The organism is Sinorhizobium sp. M4_45 (assembly GCF_002885915.1).
GTDB classification, from domain to species: Bacteria; Pseudomonadota; Alphaproteobacteria; order Rhizobiales; family Rhizobiaceae; genus Sinorhizobium; species Sinorhizobium meliloti_A.
The window spans coordinates 406,519-424,311 of the sequence record NZ_NWVE01000003.1; the positions used below are offsets into that span (position 1 = coordinate 406,519).

At 63.0% G+C, this 17,793-nt stretch carries 16 protein-coding genes; 8 read left to right on the plus strand and 8 right to left on the minus strand.

Annotation, left to right across the window (positions count from 1 at the left end; translation table 11 throughout):
• Positions 1 to 81 precede the first annotated feature (81 nt).
• Positions 82 to 1,089: a sugar ABC transporter substrate-binding protein gene (locus tag CN933_RS12130; RefSeq protein ID WP_164866740.1), complete on the minus strand. Its 1,008-nt coding sequence runs from the start codon at positions 1,087 to 1,089 to the stop codon at positions 82 to 84.
• A gap of 191 nt (positions 1,090 to 1,280) precedes the next feature.
• Here CN933_RS12130 and nanR point away from each other — a divergent pair, with 191 nt between their 5' ends.
• The 4 genes from nanR (at position 1,281) to CN933_RS12150 (ending at position 5,145) form a co-directional block, all read left to right on the plus strand.
• Positions 1,281 to 1,994, plus strand: a complete 714-nt coding sequence (nanR, locus tag CN933_RS12135; protein ID WP_102761637.1) for a transcriptional regulator NanR — start codon at positions 1,281 to 1,283, stop codon at positions 1,992 to 1,994.
• A 107-nt stretch (positions 1,995 to 2,101) separates the two neighbouring features.
• On the plus strand, positions 2,102 to 3,388 hold the full coding sequence (locus CN933_RS12140) for a ribulose-bisphosphate carboxylase large subunit family protein (protein WP_210204016.1): 1,287 nt from the start codon (positions 2,102 to 2,104) through the stop codon (positions 3,386 to 3,388).
• A gap of 60 nt (positions 3,389 to 3,448) precedes the next feature.
• The gene (locus tag CN933_RS12145) at positions 3,449 to 4,294 is read left to right on the plus strand and encodes a phosphogluconate dehydrogenase C-terminal domain-containing protein (RefSeq protein WP_102761639.1); all 846 of its coding nucleotides are present in this window, start codon (positions 3,449 to 3,451) and stop codon (positions 4,292 to 4,294) included.
• 59 nt (positions 4,295 to 4,353) lie between these two features.
• On the plus strand, positions 4,354 to 5,145 hold the full coding sequence (locus tag CN933_RS12150) for a sugar phosphate isomerase/epimerase family protein (RefSeq protein ID WP_234841191.1): 792 nt from the start codon (positions 4,354 to 4,356) through the stop codon (positions 5,143 to 5,145).
• A 143-nt stretch (positions 5,146 to 5,288) separates the two neighbouring features.
• Here CN933_RS12150 and xth read toward each other — a convergent pair whose 3' ends face one another.
• The 6 genes from xth to CN933_RS12180 all read right to left on the minus strand — a co-directional run bounded on the left by xth (position 5,289) and on the right by CN933_RS12180 (position 12,103).
• Complete coding sequence (gene xth / locus CN933_RS12155; protein ID WP_018096238.1) at positions 5,289 to 6,062, minus strand: exodeoxyribonuclease III; 774 nt, start codon at positions 6,060 to 6,062, stop codon at positions 5,289 to 5,291.
• 7 nt (positions 6,063 to 6,069) lie between these two features.
• Positions 6,070 to 6,711 carry an alpha/beta hydrolase family protein gene (locus CN933_RS12160; RefSeq protein ID WP_102761641.1) on the minus strand — a complete coding sequence of 214 codons (642 nt, stop codon included), beginning with the start codon at positions 6,709 to 6,711 and terminating at the stop codon, positions 6,070 to 6,072.
• A gap of 1 nt (position 6,712) precedes the next feature.
• Positions 6,713 to 7,798, minus strand: a complete 1,086-nt coding sequence (locus tag CN933_RS12165; protein WP_018096240.1) for a tetratricopeptide repeat protein — start codon at positions 7,796 to 7,798, stop codon at positions 6,713 to 6,715.
• Positions 7,798 to 8,682 carry a non-homologous end joining protein Ku gene (gene ku / locus CN933_RS12170; RefSeq protein WP_018096241.1) on the minus strand — a complete coding sequence of 295 codons (885 nt, stop codon included), beginning with the start codon at positions 8,680 to 8,682 and terminating at the stop codon, positions 7,798 to 7,800. The genes CN933_RS12165 and ku overlap by 1 nt, the downstream gene beginning before the upstream one ends.
• 90 nt (positions 8,683 to 8,772) lie before the next feature.
• A complete protein-coding gene (gene ligD / locus CN933_RS12175; RefSeq protein ID WP_102761642.1) occupies positions 8,773 to 11,229 on the minus strand; it encodes a DNA ligase D in 2,457 nt (818 codons plus the stop codon).
• Positions 11,230 to 11,266: 37 nt separating this feature from the next.
• Entirely contained in the window at positions 11,267 to 12,103 is an 837-nt protein-coding gene (locus CN933_RS12180; RefSeq protein ID WP_102761643.1) for a bifunctional allantoicase/(S)-ureidoglycine aminohydrolase, read from the minus strand.
• Positions 12,104 to 12,236: 133 nt separating this feature from the next.
• On the opposite strand from CN933_RS12180, the gene CN933_RS12185 reads away from it, so the two are divergent.
• Positions 12,237 to 13,130, plus strand: coding sequence for a LysR family transcriptional regulator (locus tag CN933_RS12185; protein ID WP_102761644.1), 894 nt, complete (start codon positions 12,237 to 12,239; stop codon positions 13,128 to 13,130).
• Between the two features lie 118 nt (positions 13,131 to 13,248).
• Here CN933_RS12185 and CN933_RS12190 read toward each other — a convergent pair whose 3' ends face one another.
• A complete protein-coding gene (locus tag CN933_RS12190) occupies positions 13,249 to 14,070 on the minus strand; it encodes an IclR family transcriptional regulator (protein WP_018096245.1) in 822 nt (273 codons plus the stop codon).
• 169 nt (positions 14,071 to 14,239) lie between these two features.
• Here CN933_RS12190 and gcl point away from each other — a divergent pair, with 169 nt between their 5' ends.
• The 3 genes from gcl to CN933_RS12205 are packed head-to-tail and all read left to right on the plus strand — an operon-like array spanning position 14,240 to position 17,784.
• Entirely contained in the window at positions 14,240 to 16,024 is a 1,785-nt protein-coding gene (gene gcl / locus CN933_RS12195; protein ID WP_102761645.1) for a glyoxylate carboligase, read from the plus strand.
• A 54-nt stretch (positions 16,025 to 16,078) separates the two neighbouring features.
• Positions 16,079 to 16,894, plus strand: coding sequence for a hydroxypyruvate isomerase (hyi, locus tag CN933_RS12200; protein ID WP_102761646.1), 816 nt, complete (start codon positions 16,079 to 16,081; stop codon positions 16,892 to 16,894).
• A gap of 5 nt (positions 16,895 to 16,899) precedes the next feature.
• Positions 16,900 to 17,784, plus strand: coding sequence for a 2-hydroxy-3-oxopropionate reductase (locus tag CN933_RS12205; protein WP_018096248.1), 885 nt, complete (start codon positions 16,900 to 16,902; stop codon positions 17,782 to 17,784).
• The last annotated feature ends 9 nt before the right edge of the window (positions 17,785 to 17,793 follow it).

Genomic DNA, 17,793 nt, shown 5'->3' on the forward strand with positions numbered 1-17,793 from the left:
AGGAGGAGCCGCGCCGCCCGGGAGAATGGTGGCGGACCGGAGATCGGCGGAACGCGCGTCCGCGTGCCGGAAGCCCGGAAATCAACCGGGGTTCTTTTCCTTCCAGAGAACGTAGCCCCACATCGCGGCCGCCTTCTCGCTCATGTTGGCCTGGGTGATCGCGAAACCGGGATCGAGGAGCAATCGATCGACCGTCTTGCCCTCCTGCAGGTCCAGAATGGCCTGGATGGCGAGTTCGGTTTCGAAGAACAGGTTCTGAACGCCGCAGGCATCCATGTAGCCGTCCTTCATCAAGGCATAGGCATCCGGGAAACCGTCGAAGCCGGTGAAGATGACGTGGCCTTCTTCGCCGACCTTGTGCCACTTGTCCGCAGATTTCAGCGCCTGCTGGATCTGCGGGATCAGGAAATCCGATGATGTGAACAGGAACGAAATGTCTGGATTGGCCTGCAGGGCATTGGTCAGGCCCGCGAAGGCGGTGTCGGCGTTCCATTCCGTCGGGATCTTGGCGACCACCTCGATCGTGTCGGCGAACTGGGCGACCGCTTCTTCGAAACCGTCGCGGCGCTGGATGGCGTTGGGATCGCCGAGATCGCCGATCAGGATTGCGGCCTTGTGCTTCTGACCGGATTTCTTCGCCACCTTGCATGCGTAAGTCACGGCATCGCGCGCGATCTTCTGGTTGTCCGCCTGAATGGCGACCGAGAAAGCCTCCGTCTTGGCCGGCGGGCGGTTGAAGTGCACCATCGGGATCTTGGCCTCGTTGGCAGCCTTGATCGCCGGGATGACCGCGTTGGAATCCGTCTGTACGATGATGATGCCGTCTACCTTGCGGGCGATTGCTGCACGAACCTGCTCGAACTGCTTGTTGTCGTCCTGGTCGGAGATCGCTTCCATGATCTCGAAGCCGCGCTTCTTGAGATCGTCGCGAATGATCTGAATGCCCGCCACCCAGAATTCCGAGTAGAGCCCGTCGAAAAGGACGGCAATCGTCTTCTTGCCCTGCGCCCGGACAGCAAGGGTCATGCCGCTCGTCGCCGCAAGCCCTGCCAGTGTGGCGACGGTGAATTCACGTCTTGTCAGTGTCATTGCGCTCTCCTCCCAAAGAACTTGTTCAGATGGCACCGCCATCTACCGATCGGGTTCTCCTCAATCGTGTACGGCTGGACGTTAGGTCATCATATATGTAATGTCAATCTTGCTCCACGCCTGTTTGCCGCGGAGATTCGGATTGCTATGAAGAACGCGGCAAGGTGGTTGCGCCGTCTTTGGAGAGTCGAATGGAGCCAGTTCAAAAAAAGAAGCTTTACGTCGAGGTGCTCGACCGGCTGATGGAGGCGATCTCGACCTCTGAGTTTCCGCCTGGCTCGCAGCTCCCTTCGGAAAAAGAGCTGATGAGCATGATCGGCGTCGGGCGCCCCTCGATTCGCGAGGCCATGCTGGCGATGCAGCAAATGGGGCTGATAAAGATCTCCCACGGGGAAAGGGCGCGCGTCATCAACCCCACGCCGGACGTCATCGTTGCTCAGATCTCGGCGGCGATGATCATGATGCTGGCCACCAATCCCAGGGGCTTGCAGGAGTTGAAGGAGGTGCGGCTCCTGCTCGAAACCGGTCTGGTGCGGGTCGCGACACGGCGTGCGACGGCGCGCGACCTCGATCGTCTCGCTGACTCCATCCGTCAGCTTCAGGAGGCTCGGGGCGACCAGGCGCGCTTCGTCGCTGTCGATATGCAGTTCCACGTGATCATCGCCGAGATGAGCGGAAATTCGATGATCGCTGCCGTTTCGAAAGGCATGCTCGACTGGCTTTCGCGCTTCAAGCGCGACCTCGTCGCCATGAAAGGCGCGGAGCGCCTGACGATCGAAGAGCATGAGCGCATCTACAAGGCAATCGCCGGCGGCGACGCGGAGGCCGCCGCTGCGGCGATGGCCGAGCACATCGATCGGGCAAACGAGCTCTATTCGAAACTGAAGACCTCCGCACAGCCTTGAGCACTCATGCCGGCCTCAACAAAATTCGTGGCCGGCAAACTCATATGATGACATAAACTCTTTTTGGTGCTACTTCCTCCGTATAGTGATGCGGTCAGCGCCAGGAAGTGCCCGTGGAATCTCGAATTGTCGCCACCTACCTCATTGAAACGCGCTATCCCCTGGAGGTTGCCGCGGCCGCCATGGCCGGTGAGCAGTCGAGCGGAACCTTCCGCCCCCTTCCGGGCGAGACCCCGGAGCTCCTGAGCCGGTACGGGGCGCGAGTCGAGGCGATCGACGATCTTGGCGAGGCGGATGTCCCGTCCCTGCCTCATTCCCGCCCGCCCAAAGGTCATTCTTCTGCCCGGCCGCGGCGCGCCAGGGTCACCCTGTCCTGGAACCTCGACAATACGGGCACGATCCTTTCTTCTGTCTGGTCCACGGTGCTCGGTAATCTCTTCGAGCTCCACCACTTCTCGGCGATGAAGCTTCTCGATCTGGTGCTGCCGGACGCCTTCGCCGATGCCTATCCTGGGCCTGCCTTCGGCATCGAGGGGACGCGGCGGCTGACCGGTGTCACCGGCCGACCGATCATCGGCACGATCATCAAGCCGAGCGTCGGGCTGACGGTCGAGGCGACGGCTGCGCTTGCAGACACGCTCGTCTCCGCGGGACTCGATTTCATCAAGGACGATGAACTCATGGGTGATCCGCCGCACTCACCGTTCGCCGAGCGTTTCGGTGCCGTCATGGACGTTATCGACCGCCATGCGGACCGCACCGGCCGCAAGGTCATGTTCGCCGCCAATATTTCCGGTGACATGGACCAGATGCGCCGTCAGCTGGACCTGATTAAAAAGCGTGGCGGCACCTGCGCCATGCTCGTCCTCAACTCGGTCGGCCTGCCGGGCGTCATCGACGTCCGGCGCCACTCTTCAGTTGCAATCCATGGACATCGCGCCGGCTGGGGTCTCTTCAGCCGCTCCCCCGATCTCGGCGTCAGCTACACCGCATACCAGAAGTTCTGGCGCCTGGCGGGAGTCGACCACATGCATGTCAACGGCCTGTCGAACAAGTTCTGCGAAACCGACGCCTCCGTCATCGACTCCGCCCGCTGTTGCCTGACCCCGATGTTTTCCCGTCCCGACCGCCCGGACACGGTGATGCCCGTCTTCTCCTCCGGTCAGTCGGCGGTGCAGGCGGAGGCGACCTATGCCGCGCTTGGAACCAACGATCTCATCTATTGCTGCGGCGGAGGCATCATGGCCCATCCGGGCGGGATCGCGGCAGGCGTGCGCAGCCTTCAGGAGGCATGGGAGGCGGCCGCCAGGGGTATTCCCGCCCGCGACTACGCGGCAACGCATCAAGACCTCGCCGCAGCGCTCGAGACCTTCGGCGCGGGTGCCGGACGATGACAGTTCACGAGGATACCGGCGCGCAACATCGAAGCGCCGGAGCAACATGGGAGAGAAACGATGACGATTTCTGTGGCAGTGCTCGGTGCAGGCGGCAAGATGGGATTCCGCGTCACCCGCAAGCTTGTCGAAGCGGGATATGATCTTCGTGCCGTCGAGATCGGCGATGCCGGCCGCGACCGCCTGTTGGAGGCGAACATTAAGCCGGTTACGTCGGAAGAGGGCATTCCCGGCGCGAAAGTCGTGGTCATGGCGCTGCCCGACAACGTAATCGGGGAGGTCGCGCGGCAGATTTCGCCGATGCTGCAATCCGGCGCGATGCTGCTTATCCTCGATGCCGCGGCACCCTACGCGGAGGACCTTCCGAAGGATCGTCCCGACCTCACCTACTTCGTCGGCCATCCTTGTCATCCGCCGCTATTCAACGACGAGACGGAATGGGACGCGCGGCGGGACTATCACGGCGGCATCGCCAAGCAGTCGATCGTATGTGCGCTGATGCAAGGACCGGAGGAGCACTACGCGCTCGGTGAGGAAATCTGCAAGGCCATGTGGTCGCCGATCATCAACAGCTACCGCGTCAGCGTGGAGCAGCTCGCCATCCTGGAACCGGGCCTGTCGGAAATGGTTGCCATGCCGTTCGTCGACACGATGGTCGAGGCGGTCGAAGAATGCGAGAAGAAGTACGGTATCCCGCGCGAGGCCGCGCTCGATTTCCTGATCGGCCACCTGAATGTCGAGATCGCCATGTGGTTTGGATATTCACCGAAGGTGCCTTCCGATGCGGCGCTACGCCTGATGCGTTTCGCCAAGGGCGTCGTGGTGAAGGACACCTGGCGCGACGCGCTTTCACCTGCGAGGGTCAAAGAAGCATCTGAACTCATCGTTTACGGCAAGGGAGCCTGACGCTGGCCTCCAACTCTCGCATCGTTTCGGTTTCGACGGCGCTCTTCGACGGCTACCCCATGGAGATGGCAGTCGAGGAGATCGCCGACGCCGGTTGCCTCCACGTAGAACCAGCCTTCATCAAGGGCTACGTCGATTTCGATGAAACAGCGTTCTCGCCTTCGGCCGCCGCGCGCCTCAGCAACCTTGCGGTTGCCAGAGGGGTGCGCATCCACGCGGCCTCGGCACATCTGGACCTATCGGAGCCGGATGCTGCGGCGGCCCTGGTCCGGCGGCTCGATTTCGCCGCGGATCTCGGTGCTTCATTCCTGATCACCAATTCCGGACCGGCAGGCAAGCGCGATGCCATCAGAGCGACGGTGGAGGCAGTGATCCCCAAACTGGAGGCAAGCGGCCTCACCCTCGCCCTCGAGAACCCGGGACACGGAAGCGGCAATCTCACGGGTATCGTCTCTGATGCGGCCATTTTCCTGGGCGAAATCGGGTCACCGCGCGTCCGTCTCAATCATGACACGGGAAATGTCTTCACCTACAGCAGCGAAACACGCCAGCCTGCGGAGGATCTCGCCGCGGCGCCGAATTTGGTGGCGCATGTTCATCTGAAGGACGTGAAGTCTACGAATGAGGGCTGGGTGTTTTGCGCACTCGGCGATGGCGACGTTGATCTTGCGAACTACTGGTCGGCGATGCCCGTAGGCCTCCCCGTCACCATCGAGCTCCCACTTCGCCTTGGCCGGCCACGGCGAGCTGATCCGCAGAGGTATCCAAGGCCGCTGGACCTTGCCACGATACGAAGAGAGCTGACAGCCTCACTTCGGTATATAGGCACCCTTGAGGCTGTTCCGGACTGATTGGCGGACGTTTTATCTGTTGTGCCTGGCTCGTCGCTGCGTTCAAAGCTCACCTTGGCCGTTGAAGTGGTGGCTGAGAATGGTTTTCTTCAAAATCGTATGCCGATCATCCTTGATCCGTCAGTGATGCCGGGACTGAACATCTAATCCCGCAGCGACACCCATACCGGCGCGTGGTCGCTCGCTCCTTCAAGCGCACGGATTTCCCGGTCGATGCCGGCGCCGGTCAGGCGGCGCCGGAGCTTGCGGCTCAAGAGAATGTGGTCGAGGCGAAGGCCGGCGTCGCGCTGCCAGCGGTTGCGGCGGTAGTCCCAGAAAGTGAAGAGCTGATCTTTCGGGTGGATCTTGCGCAGCGCGTCGAGCCAGCCCTGGTCGATGAGGCTCCGGAAGGTTGCGCGGCTTTCCGGCTGGACGAGGGCGTTGTCGTCATAGGAGCGGGTCGGATAGATGTCGCGCGGTTCCGGAACGATGTTGTAGTCGCCGGCGAACACCACCGGCACCCCCGTCTCGAGCAGCGCGGCGGCATGCTGATTGAAGCGCCAGTGCCAGGCGAGCTTGTAGTCGAATTTCGGCCCGGGCTGCGGATTTCCGTTGGGCGCATAGAGCGACGCAATCAGAATGCCGTTCACCGCCGCCTCGATGTAGCGGCTCTGCGTATCCGAGGGGTCCCCGGGCAATCCGGTTCGCGTGAGCACCGGCTCGCAACCGCGGGCGAGAATGGCAACACCGTTCCAGGCGGCTTGGCCCCGCCAGACGGCGCCGTAGCCGGCTTCCTCGATCGCGGCCTTCGGAAACTGTCCGTCCGTCGCCTTGAGCTCCTGCAGGCAGACCACGTCCGGCTCGGCCGCAGCGAGCCAGGTCAAGAGGATGTCGAGCCGCTTGTTCACACCGTTGATGTTGAAGGTCGCGATCTTCATGAGGAGCTCAAGGGGCGAGGCGATCCGCCCATCGCGCGACCGCTTCGGCCAGCGTCTTCAGGTGATCTGCGGTCGAGAAGCCCGAGACCTTCTTGCGCGGCTTCAGGTCGTGGTCGCCGTCCTCCAGCCAGAGAAGTTCGATCCTGTCGGAGAGCGCGCATCGCGAAACCTCGTCGCGGGTGCCGAATTCGTCGCGGGTCCCTTGGCAGATCAGTGCAGGCGTCTTGAGATCGGCGAGATGCCGGGTGCGCAACTGCTCCGGTTTTCCGGGGGGATGGAAGGGATAGCCGAGGCAAAGGAGCCCGGCGATCTTCCCTTCGGCATGAAGGTCGTCGGCGACCATGCTGGCGACGCGGCCGCCCATGGACTTGCCGCCGATCACGAGAGTGCCCTGGGCGCCGAGTTCGGCAATGGCCGCCCGATACTCCGGATTGAGCGTTTCCGCACGGGGCGGGGGCTTGCGTCCGTCGGCAGTGCGCCGCGCTGCCATATAGCCGAACTCGAAGCGGGCGACGCGAAAACCCACCCCTGCAAGCGCCAGGGCGGCCGCGGTCATCGAGGTCGAATCCATCGGCGCGCCGGCTCCATGCGCGAGGAGGATGGTGACGGGCGCATCGCCCGGCCCGTCGAACAGGAATTTTCCGTGCATGTCAGCCAGCCGTTCTGGAGAGGAGATGAAGGTTCACGAACTGTACGCCGCGTTCTGCCGCGCGTGCCCATTCGGAATGCTGATCGAGCTCGAGGTAACGCGTCCACCAGCGGCGGGCCTCAGTGAGATTGCCGGCATCGAACTCCAGCTTCGCCAGATTGAAGATGGCATCGGCGTAATCGCCATCGATTTCGATCGCTCTCCTCAGATGCCGCCTGGCCGTGTCCGTGCGGCCACGTTCGCCCATCAGTCCGGCCAGGTTGAACCAGGCCTCGACGAAGCAAGGATCGAGCTTGATGGCGCGGACATAGTCCTGGGCCGCTTCGGCCTCCCGCCCCGCGGCCCTCAGGCAGTTGGCGCGGTTGAAGGCTGCAACCTCGTCGGTGCGGTCGATGCCGAGATAGCGCTGGTAGAACGCGGCCGCCTGGTCGTATTCCCCCGCTTCTTCGGCCGCTTCGGCCTGAGCGAACAGATCTTCGAGCGCCTCCTCGTCGGGCGAGCCGATGTCGAGCAGCAATTGACCGTCGAGCTCGCTCAAGCCTTCGGCGCGTCGCGCATAGATCGCATCCTTGCGTTCATGGTGCAGCGAGAGCGCCGTGAGGGAGGCAACGTTTCCGGAGCGGTGGACCGAGCGCGCGATCGCGCTCCAGCCGGCGCCGCTGGCCATCAGGCCGGCATATTTTCTGGCGAGGATCAGATCGCGGAAAGAATAGGGCTCGCCGTCATGCTCGAAAGCGTCGAACAACGACAGAAGATCGAGGTGGCGCGGGGAGATGCCGGACTGGTCGACGAGCGATTGCCGCGTCAGCGCCGATGTTTCCGGGGCGCTCGCCAGTCCGAGCAGGCGGAGGAAGCCGTTCTCGCTGAACACGCTCCGACGCTGCCCGCTTTCGCTGTCAAAGCGGGCCTCGATCTCCGCTTCGGACGCCTTTGCGAGCAGCCCGCGCCCGAAGACCACGAACTTCGTCTGCCTGTTGACACCGCGCCTGAGGTGTCCGCCCTGGCGCTCGACCTCGCGCGCCGCCAGCCGCCGCGGAAAGGCGGCGAGCGCGCCCACGATACCGAATGTCCGACCGGCAACCGCCATCAGGCTTTCTTCTTGGCCGCGGGTTTAGCCGTCACGCGTTTCGCCGCCGCGGCTTTGGCAGCGGGCTCCTTTGCCGCGGGCTCCGCCTTGGGCTTGCTCCTGGCGGGCGGTTTGGCCTGCGAAAGGCTCGCCTTGAGGGCATCCATGAGATTGACGACGTTGCCGCGTTCGGGCGCCTGCGCGATGATCGGCTTGTGACCCTTGAGCTTCTCGCGGATCATCTGCATCAGCGCGACCTCGTAGCGGTCTTCGTACTGCTTCGGATCGAAGGTCGTCGTCTTCTGCTCGATGAGCGCTTCGGCAAGCTGCAGCATCTCGGGATCCGGTTTGCCCACCGGAATGTTGCCGAAATAATCCGCCGTGCCGCGCACCTCGTTGGGATTGCGCAAGGTGCAGACGAACATTCCGGTCTCGCGCGGACCGATGGTCACTACCCTTTCGCGGCTGGACAGCACGAGGCGGGCGATCGCGAGCTTCCCGCTTCGGCGCAGAGCTTCACGCAGGACGACGAAGGTTTCCTCGGCCATGGCCCCGTCCGGCGCCAGATAATAAGGGGCGTCCTGGTAGATCACGTCGACGGAATCGGCATCGACGAAAGCCTCGATGTTCATGGTGTGATTGGATTCGATCCGGACGCTTTCCAGATCCGAGTCTTCGATGATGATGTATTTCTTGTCTTCGTATTCATAGCCCTTCACGAGGTCCGAACGCTCGACGAGGCCGAGCTCCGGATCGACGGGCTTCATGTTGATCCGGTTATGGGTGTCCTTGTGAAGCTGATTGAAGGAAATGCGCTCGCTTGCGCTGGTGGCGGGGTAAAGCCTCACCGGACAGCTCACGAGACTCAGTCTGATATAGCCCTTCCAACTTGCCCTGGGTGCCATGGTTGTCTCCTACGCGGCACTACGATCACATCTGCCAGAGCGGGATGAGGAAAATGCATGCGGTCTCCGCCTGCATCCCGCGCTCAACGACTACAGTATAGACAGATCCCTCGCGAAGTGGTCGATATCGGCCCAGGGATCGCCGGACGTGGCCAGAAGGCCCGGCAGCGAAGAATAGTTCAAATCCGCCGGAGCGTCGATAGTCTCCAGATCCGCCCAGCTGAGCGGGGTCGAAGCGGGCAGATTGGTGCGGGCGCGCAGCGAGTAGGGGGCTGCCCAGGTATGGCTGCGGGCGTTGCGATGGAAGTCGATGAAAATGCGCCTTACGCGGTTGTCCTTGCCCATGGTGGTGGTGAAGGTGTCCGGAGCGGTGGCCGCGAGACGGGTCGCGAGCGCGCCCGCCGCCTGATGGAATTTTTTCCAGTCGAGCTTAGGCACGACCGGTACGACGACGTGCACTCCCCTGCCGCCCGATGTCTTTACGAAGGGCACGAGGGCAAGCGCCTCGAGTTCGGCCTTGATGTGGATCGCGGCCTCGACCACCTCGCGCCAGGCGATGCCCTCGCCGGGATCGAGATCGAAGACGATGCGATCCGGCTTGCCGAGCAGCTTGCGTGTCGTGCCCCAGTTGTGGAATTCGACGACGCCGAACTGCGCCAGCGCCAGGTATCCTCTCGCGTCTTCGACCGACAGGTATGTTTTCGCCTCGCCTTCCGAGTTGGTTGCCTGGAACGTCGCGACCGAAGGCGGCATTCCGGTAAAGGGATGCCGCTGGAAGAAGCAATCCTGCGTCCGGCCGGTAGGGCAGCGTACCAGCGAAACGGGACGGCCGAGAATATGCGGCAGCATGAAATCCCCGATCATCGCGTAGTAGACGGCGAGGTCGAGCTTGGTCGGGCCGGACTTGCCGAAGAGCCGACGGGTCGGGTTGGTGATCGATATGCCTGCGAGGTCCGCGTCCGAGATCAGGCGCTTTCTCGACATGGAAACCGGCGTCGACAGCTCGACGTCGCGCAGCCCCTTGAAGACGGCGTGACGCAGGACGTTGTCGGTTGTCCGGTTGCCGTAGTGGACATGCGCCCGGAGCAAGGGCCGCACCCAGATGATCTCCCGGGGCGCTCCTTCGAGCGTTGCGGCGCCGGCCCGCAAGGGCTCGAGCCGCACAAGCAACTCCTTGAGCATCTGCGCGTCGAAGCCGGTTCCGACCTTGCCGCGATATTCCAGCTCGCCGTCGGCCCACTCTCCGAGGGCAAGCGACGCAATGCCCTCGGCCGCCTCCGAAACGGTGTAGCCGACGATCACGAAATCCTCCGCCTTCAGCGCCTTCGTCTTGGTCCAGGTCTTCGACCGGCCGCTTCGGTAGGGGGCGGAGACGCGTTTGGAGACGATCCCTTCCAGGCCCATCTCGGAGGCCCGGTCGTAAAGCGCGCGTCCTTCGCCCACCACATGATCGCTGAACTGGATCGCCGAGCGGCTTGGGATCTGCCCTGCAAGCAATTTCTTCAGCAGTGCCTTGCGCTTTTCGAGCGGGACGTCGAAAAGATTCCAGCCGTTGAGATGCAGGAGGTCGAAGGCGTAGAAGACGAGGCTGTTGCCGGCGCCGGTGGAAAGCGCATCCTGCAACAGCGCGAAGCGGCTGACCCCCGTCTCGTCCAGCACGACGATCTCGCCGTCGATGACGGCATCGCGGCACGGCAGCCGCCGGAACGCCTCCGGCAGGTCTCCGTAGCGCTTCGTCCAGTCGAGCCCGCCGCGAGTGACGAGGCGCACCTTTCCTTCCGCAACGTGGGCCATGGTGCGATAGCCGTCGAACTTGATCTCGTGCAGCCAGAGCTCGGGCTTTTTCGCGTTCTTTTCGGCTTCCGGGGGGAGAATCGTCTGTGTTGCGAGTTGAGGTTCGATGCGTTCGGGTGGTGCGCCCTTGGCCGCACCGGCCAGCGCGCCGGGATTGAGCTTGACCGCCTTTGGAGGTTCCTTCGGCTTCTCCACCAGTTCCTCGATCCGCCGGCCGGATTTGACGCTTTCCGGCCGGGCGGCAAGGATGTCGATCGATGTGTCGGCGGCCGGATCGCGCTCCTTGAAAAGGAGCCAGTTGCGCTGATCCTCTTCTCCCGGGCGAGGCTTCAGACGGGCCAGCATCCATCCGCCGTTAAGCTTCTCCCCTGCCAGGCGGAACTTGAAGGCGCCCTTGCGCAGGTCGTCTTCGACATCGCCCATCGGCGCCCAGACGCCTTTGTCCCAGACGATCATCGGACCGCCGCCATATTCGCCTTCGGGGATCACGCCCTCGAAGTCGATATAGTCGAGGGGATGGTCCTCCGTCTCCACCGCCAGCCGCTTGTCGGCCGGGTTGAGCGACGGACCCTTCGGCACCGCCCAGCTTTTCAGGACGCCGTCGACCTCGAGCCGCAAATCGTAGTGGTCGGCGGTCGCATGGTGCTTGTGCACGACAAATCGGTTGCCGCCGCCGGTCAGATTTCCGACCGGCTCCGGCGTCTTCGAAAAATTCCGCTTCTTGCGGTAGTCCTCCAGCTTCGGCGTCGCCATGCACCCAAGCTATGGCGGATCACGGCAGGCTGCAATATCAGGCGAGCCTGCCCGGATTGCCGAGCGTCATATGGCGGTTCACGTCCTTGTAGAGCAGATAGCGGAATTTGCCCGGTCCGCCGGCATAGCAGGCCTGCGGGCAGAAGGCCCTGAGCCACATATAGTCGCCGGCTTCCACCTCCACCCAGTCGTTGTTGAGGCGGTAGACGGCCTTGCCTTCGAGCACGTAGAGTCCGTGTTCCATCACATGGGTTTCCATGAACGGGATGACGCCGCCGGGCTCGAAGGTCACGATCGTGACATGCATGTCGTGGCGCATGTCGGAAGGATCGACGAAGCGGGTGGTGGCCCAGCGCCCGTCCGTTTCCGGCATGGGCGAGGGGGGGATGTCGCGCTCGTTGGTGACGATCGGTTCGGGAAGGGGAACCCCGTCGACTTCCTCATAGGCCTTGCGGATCCAGTGGAATCGCGCCGGCGCATCGGATTCGTTTCTGAGGCTCCATTCGGTGCCGGGCGGAATGAAGGCATAGCCGCCGGACTGCATCAGATGCGTCTCATCGCCGAGCGTGAGATGGAACTCGCCGTCCACCACGAACAGCACGGCTTCGGCGCGGGGATCCGTCTCCGGCCGGTTGCTGCCGCCGGAAGGGCCGACTTCCATGATATATTGCGAGAAGGTCTCGGCGAAGCCGGAAAGCGGGCGCGACAGCACCCAGAGCCGTGTATTCGTCCAGAAGGGCAGATAGCTCGTCACGATGTCGCGCATGACGCCCTTGGGAATGACCGCATAGGCCTCGGTGAAGATGGCGCGGTCGGAAAGCAGGCTGGTCTGAGGCGGGTGGCCGCCTTCCGGAAAATAGTAGTTCTTCTGCATGTGAATCCCATCGAATGCCAGGTGAAACGGGTTCTTCCGCCTCTCCACCAGAACTTTACAGGCTTGATCCGCGATACGTCCAATATATTGTTCCACTCGATCCAGAGGAATGATGTATAGATAGGACTTCGTGATGGAGCTACGTCACCTGCGCTATTTCGTTGCTGTCGCCGAGGCCGCCAGTTTCACGGCGGCAGCGAGGAGTCTCAACATCTCCCAGCCGCCATTGAGCCAGCAGATCAGAGATCTGGAGGCGGAAGTCGGCACGCGGCTGTTCGAGCGTTCCAGCCGCAATGTCGAACTGACCGAGGCGGGCGCCGACTTTCTCGAACACGCCCGGATGATTCTCGGCCAGGTGGAGCATGCGACCCGCCAGGCGCGCGCCATCGGTTCCGGGCAGGTAGGAGCGCTGAACATTGCGACGACCGGCTCGGTGCTGCTGGGGCCGTTGTCCAACCTGATCGCGCGGTTCCGGGATGCGTGGCCCGGCGTGTTCGTCCGTATCCATGAAATGGACCCCGAGGCGCAGGAGGCGGCCTTGCTGTCCCATCGCACCGACCTCAGTTTCGTGCGCAGGCCTCGAAACCATCCGGATCTCGTCGCGAATGTCGCCTGGCATGAGAAGGTGGGTATCGCCTTGCCTGAGCACCATCGCCTGGCGGATTTCGGGAAAATCGCGCTCGGCGACCTGCGGCAGGAAAGTTTCGTCTTCCTGAGGCTCGCGGACTCCCGCTTTGCCCGCTACCTGCATGATTGCTGCGTGGCGGCGGGATTCGTACCTGATATCACGAACGAGGTCGTGGAATCCTATTCCCTCACCAGCCTCGTTGCCGCGGGGCTCGGCGTCGCACTCGTCCCGGAATGCATAAGGACTCTTTCGCGACCGGGGGTCGTCTACCGGCCGCTCGCCGACCCCGCGCCGGAAGCCGACGTGTACGTCATCAGCCGGCCGAACCCCGGACCCGTCATCGCAGCCTTTCTGGAGGCAGCGCAAGGCTCGCCGGGCAAAAGGACCGATTCCGGGTGAGATAGGTCGAGGCGGAGCCGCTCGCCCTCGCTTCCGCTTCCGCGTTCTGCCTGTGGCATCCGCCGCGGATACGGACTTCGAAGCATGACACACCAGACCAGATGGATGCGGAGCGCCTTCAGCCTTCCTCCGGCCTATGCCCGCCGATCGCGCGCGTCAATTCGTCCGCCGTGCGGCGCACGGCGGGGCCGAGGATGCCGAGTCTCTCGTCGTCGATACGGACGGTGGGGCCGGAGATCGAGATGCCGCCGATCGCCTCGCCGTACTCGTTGAAGAGCGGGGCTGCGATGCAGCGCATGCCGAGCGTGTGCTCTTCGTCATCGACCGACCAGCCGCGGAAGCGGATCTCCTGAACATTGCGTATCAGGTCCTGCAGCGTGGCGAGCGTCCGACCGGTAAAGCAGGGGAGCGTTCTGCCACTCAAAGTCTTGGCGATCTCCGTATCGGACCAAGTCGACAGAATGGCCTTGCCGATGCCGGAAGCGTGGATCGGGCCCCGCCGCCCGGGACGGAAGAAGGCGCGCATCGGCGCGTGGCTTTCGACCTGGGAAATGAAAACGACGTCGCCGTCTTCCTCAATGCCGATATTCGCCGTCTCGCCGCTTTCGTCCATGAGCCGCTTCAGGAAAGGACGGCTGATCGTGCCGAGCTTGCGGAAGCGCAGGAAGGCGTTGCCTATCTCGAAAGCCTTGACGCCGACGGTCCACGTGCCGGCCTCGGCGTCGTTCGCCACCATCCCGTGCTGGGCGAGCGACGTCAGCAGCCGGTGCACGGTCGAAGGCGCCATGCCTGAGCGCTCCGAAAGCGCGGTCAAGGTCGAGCCGTCCCCTTCGGCGATGATCGCCAGCAGGGACAGGCTCCTGTCCAGCACCTGAACGGAAGCCGGGGCGGCGTTCTCTCCCGCCTTGCGCCCTCTCTTTCCCCTGCCGTTCGCCTCCATGCCAGTCTCCAAATCAGTTGCCGCCTGAGATCATGCTCTACAGCCATTGCATCCGATTTTCTCCTATTTGTTGAAAATCTTTATTTCCATATGATGGGAATGATTTCCATAAACTCGTTGAAACAGGGGCGGCATGGATTTACCTTCCAATCAAACAGGAGGAGTTCCCATGGCCAAGATGCGCGCAGTCGACGCAGCGGTTTATGTTCTGGAAAAAGAAGGGATTGATTGCGCCTTCGGCGTACCCGGCGCGGCGATCAATCCATTCTACTCGGCCCTCAGGGCGCGCGGATCGATCCGTCACATCCTCGCTCGCCACGTCGAGGGGGCTTCGCACATGGCGGAGGGCTATACCCGCGCCAAGCACGGCAATATCGGTGTCTGCATAGGCACCTCGGGCCCGGCCGGCACGGACATGATCACCGGCCTCTACTCGGCATCCGCGGATTCGATCCCGATCCTCTGCATCACCGGGCAGGCGCCGCGTGCGCGTCTCGACAAGGAGGATTTCCAGGCGGTCGACATCGCAAAAATCGCGGCGCCGGTCACCAAATGGGCGGTCACCGTCATGGAGCCGGCGCTGGTCCCCTTCGTCTTCCAGAAGGCCTTCCATCTGATGCGCTCGGGTCGGCCGGGGCCGGTCCTCATCGACCTGCCGGTCGACGTACAGCTTGCCGAGATCGAATTCGATCCGGAAACCTACGAGCCGCTTTCCGCCTACAAGCCTTCCGCCACCCGTGCGCAGGCCGAAAAGGCGCTTGCCATGCTCAATGAGGCAGAGCGGCCGCTGATCGTCGCCGGCGGCGGCATCATCAATGCGGACGCTTCGGATCTTCTCACCGAATTCGCCGAGATCACCGGCGTTCCGGTCGTTCCGACACTGATGGGCTGGGGCGTCATCCCGGACGACCATCCGCTGATGGCCGGCATGTGCGGCCTGCAGACCTCGCACCGTTACGGCAATGCGACGCTGCTCGCCTCCGATTTCGTCTTCGGCATCGGCAATCGCTGGGCAAACCGCCACACCGGTAACGTCCCGACCTATACGGAGAGCCGCAAGTTCATCCATGTCGATATCGAGCCGACGCAGATCGGCCGCGTCTTCGCGCCCGATTTCGGCATCGTCTCCGACGCAGGCGCCGCGCTCAAGCTCTTCCTCGACGTCGCGACCGAATGGAAGACTGCCGGCAAGCTGCGCGACTGGTCGGCCTGGGCCGAGGAGTGCCGCGAGCGCAAGCGGACGATGCTGCGCAAGACCCATTTCGATCAGACCCCGCTGAAACCCCAGCGTGTCTACGAGGAGATGAACAAGACTTTCGGCCGCGACACCTGCTACGTCTCGACCATCGGCTTGAGCCAGATTGCCGGCGCGCAATTCCTGCACGTCTACAAGCCGCGCAACTGGATCAATTGCGGCCAGGCCGGTCCGCTCGGTTGGACGTTGCCGGCAGCTCTCGGCGTGCGGGCCGCCGATCCGAACCGGAAAATCGTTGCGCTTTCCGGCGATTACGATTTTCAGTTCCTGATCGAGGAGCTCGCGGTCGGCGCCCAGCACAAGCTGCCTTACCTGCATGTGGTCGTGAACAATTCCTATCTCGGGCTGATCCGTCAGGCCCAACGCGGCTTCAACATGGATTTCGAGGTCAGTCTGGCCTTCGACAACATCAATGCCGACGGTGACGCGGAGAAGGGTTACGGAGTCGACCATGTGGCGGTTGCCGAGGGGCTCGGCTGCAAGGCAATCCGCGTCAGGAGCCCGAATGAATTCGCCGATGCCTTCGATCGGGCGCAGGCGCTGATGGAAGAGCACCAGGTGCCCGTCGTCATAGAATTCATCCTGGAGCGCGTCACCAACATCGCCATGGGGGCGGACATCAACGCGGTCGTCGAGTTCGAGGAACTCGCCGAGCGCGGCGAGGATGCCCCGACCGCGATTGCCGCCCTTCTCGATTGAAGAACGTCCTGCGCGGTTCCGCCCGCATCCCGCTTACCACAGAGGAGTGATCGCATGCCGAGATTTGCTGCGAACCTGACGATGCTGTTCAACGAGGCGCCGTTCCTCGACCGTTTCGCACTGGCCGCCAATGCGGGGTTCGAAGGCGTGGAATATCTCTTCCCCTACGAATTCGAGAAGGTGGCGCTGCGCGGCGAACTCGACCGCCACGGCCTAACGCAAGTGCTGCACAACCTGCCGGCCGGCGACTGGGCCGGTGGCGAGCGGGGCATCGCGATCCTGCCGGATCGGATCGACGAATTCCGCAAGGGGGTCGCAACGGCCATCGACTATGCGACCGCGCTCGGCTGCCGTCAGGTCAATTGCCTCGTGGGGATTGTCCCGGACGGTGTGCCCGACAGCGTGCTGCGCACGACCCTCGTCGCCAATCTGAAGCTTGCGGCGGCCGAACTCGGCAAGTGCGGCATCCGCCTCCTGATCGAACCGATCAACCGCTTCGATATTCCCGGCTTTTATCTCAACACGGTCGGGCAGGCGGCGTCGATCATCGAGGAGGTGGGGAGCGACAACCTCTTCGTCCAGTACGACCTGTACCACCAGCAGCGCACCGAAGGCGAACTCGTCGGCACCTACAGGCGCTACCGAGAAAAGATCGCGCACATACAGCTTGCGGACAATCCCGGACGCAACGAGCCGGGGACCGGCGAGATCAACTACCCCTTCGTCTTCGACGCGCTGGAAGCCGCCGGCTACGACGGCTGGATCGGGTGCGAATACAAGCCGCTGACGACCACCGCGGAAGGACTTGGGTGGCTTGGCACCGAGCACCGGCGCAAACAATCCGCAGACATCATCCAAATCAGGAGCTAAGCACGATGGCATCTATCGGTTTCATTGGACTGGGTATCATGGGCACGCCGATGGCGCGCCACCTTCAGGATGCCGGTCACAAGATCATCACATCCAAATTCGCCATCCCGCCGCGTCAGGAGCTCGTCGACAACGGACTGGAAATCGTCGAAACGCCGAAGGCGCTCGCGGAAACGGTCGACACGATCATCCTGATGCTGCCGGATACGCCGGAAGTGAAGGATGTCCTGTTCGGTGAGAATGGCGTCTATTACGGCCTGGGCGAGGGCAAGCTCGTCATCGACATGAGCTCCATCTCGCCGATCGAAACGAAGGAGTTCGCCAAGAAGATACGCGAAACCGGTGCCGAATATATCGACGCGCCGGTTTCCGGAGGCGAGGTCGGCGCCAAGAACGCCTCTCTCAGCATCATGGCCGGCGGCAAGCCGAGCTCCTTCGAACGCGCCCTGCCGCTCTTCAAGCTGATGGGCAAGAACATCACGCTCGTCGGCGATTGCGGCGACGGTCAGGTCACCAAGGTCGCAAACCAGATCATCGTGGCACTGACCATCGAGGCAGTCTCCGAGGCGCTGGTCTTCGCGTCCAAGGCAGGAGCCGATCCGGCCCGCGTCCGCGAGGCACTGATGGGCGGATTCGCATCGTCGCGCATTCTCGAGGTCCATGGCGATCGGATGATCAAGCGTACCTTCGAGCCGGGCTTCCGCATCTCGCTGCACCAGAAGGACCTGAACCTCGCGCTGCAGGGAGCGAAAAGCCTCGGCATCTCGCTGCCGAACACGGCGGCAACCCAGGAGCTCTTCAACAATTGCGCCGCCAATGGCGACAGCGGGCTTGACCACTCCGGGCTCGTGCGGGCGCTCGAACGGATGGCAAACCACGAGGTCGCATAAGTCGCGATC

Bases quoted from the DNA above. Each gene is read 5' to 3' on its own strand.
- gcl (WP_102761645.1), top strand. From the start codon at position 14,240: ATGGCCAAGATGCGCGCAGTCGACGCAGCGGTTTATGTTCTGGAAAAA.
- CN933_RS12160 (WP_102761641.1), bottom strand. From the start codon at position 6,711: ATGCACGGAAAATTCCTGTTCGACGGGCCGGGCGATGCGCCCGTCACC.
- CN933_RS12190 (WP_018096245.1), bottom strand. From the start codon at position 14,070: ATGGAGGCGAACGGCAGGGGAAAGAGAGGGCGCAAGGCGGGAGAGAAC.
- CN933_RS12130 (WP_164866740.1), bottom strand. From the start codon at position 1,089: ATGACACTGACAAGACGTGAATTCACCGTCGCCACACTGGCAGGGCTT.
- ligD (WP_102761642.1), bottom strand. From the start codon at position 11,229: ATGGCGACGCCGAAGCTGGAGGACTACCGCAAGAAGCGGAATTTTTCG.
- hyi (WP_102761646.1), top strand. From the start codon at position 16,079: ATGCCGAGATTTGCTGCGAACCTGACGATGCTGTTCAACGAGGCGCCG.
- CN933_RS12180 (WP_102761643.1), bottom strand. From the start codon at position 12,103: ATGCAGAAGAACTACTATTTTCCGGAAGGCGGCCACCCGCCTCAGACC.
- CN933_RS12145 (WP_102761639.1), top strand. From the start codon at position 3,449: ATGACGATTTCTGTGGCAGTGCTCGGTGCAGGCGGCAAGATGGGATTC.
- ku (WP_018096241.1), bottom strand. From the start codon at position 8,682: ATGGCACCCAGGGCAAGTTGGAAGGGCTATATCAGACTGAGTCTCGTG.
- CN933_RS12165 (WP_018096240.1), bottom strand. From the start codon at position 7,798: ATGGCGGTTGCCGGTCGGACATTCGGTATCGTGGGCGCGCTCGCCGCC.
- CN933_RS12205 (WP_018096248.1), top strand. From the start codon at position 16,900: ATGGCATCTATCGGTTTCATTGGACTGGGTATCATGGGCACGCCGATG.
- xth (WP_018096238.1), bottom strand. From the start codon at position 6,062: ATGAAGATCGCGACCTTCAACATCAACGGTGTGAACAAGCGGCTCGAC.
- CN933_RS12185 (WP_102761644.1), top strand. From the start codon at position 12,237: ATGGAGCTACGTCACCTGCGCTATTTCGTTGCTGTCGCCGAGGCCGCC.
- CN933_RS12150 (WP_234841191.1), top strand. From the start codon at position 4,354: ATGGAGATGGCAGTCGAGGAGATCGCCGACGCCGGTTGCCTCCACGTA.
- nanR (WP_102761637.1), top strand. From the start codon at position 1,281: ATGGAGCCAGTTCAAAAAAAGAAGCTTTACGTCGAGGTGCTCGACCGG.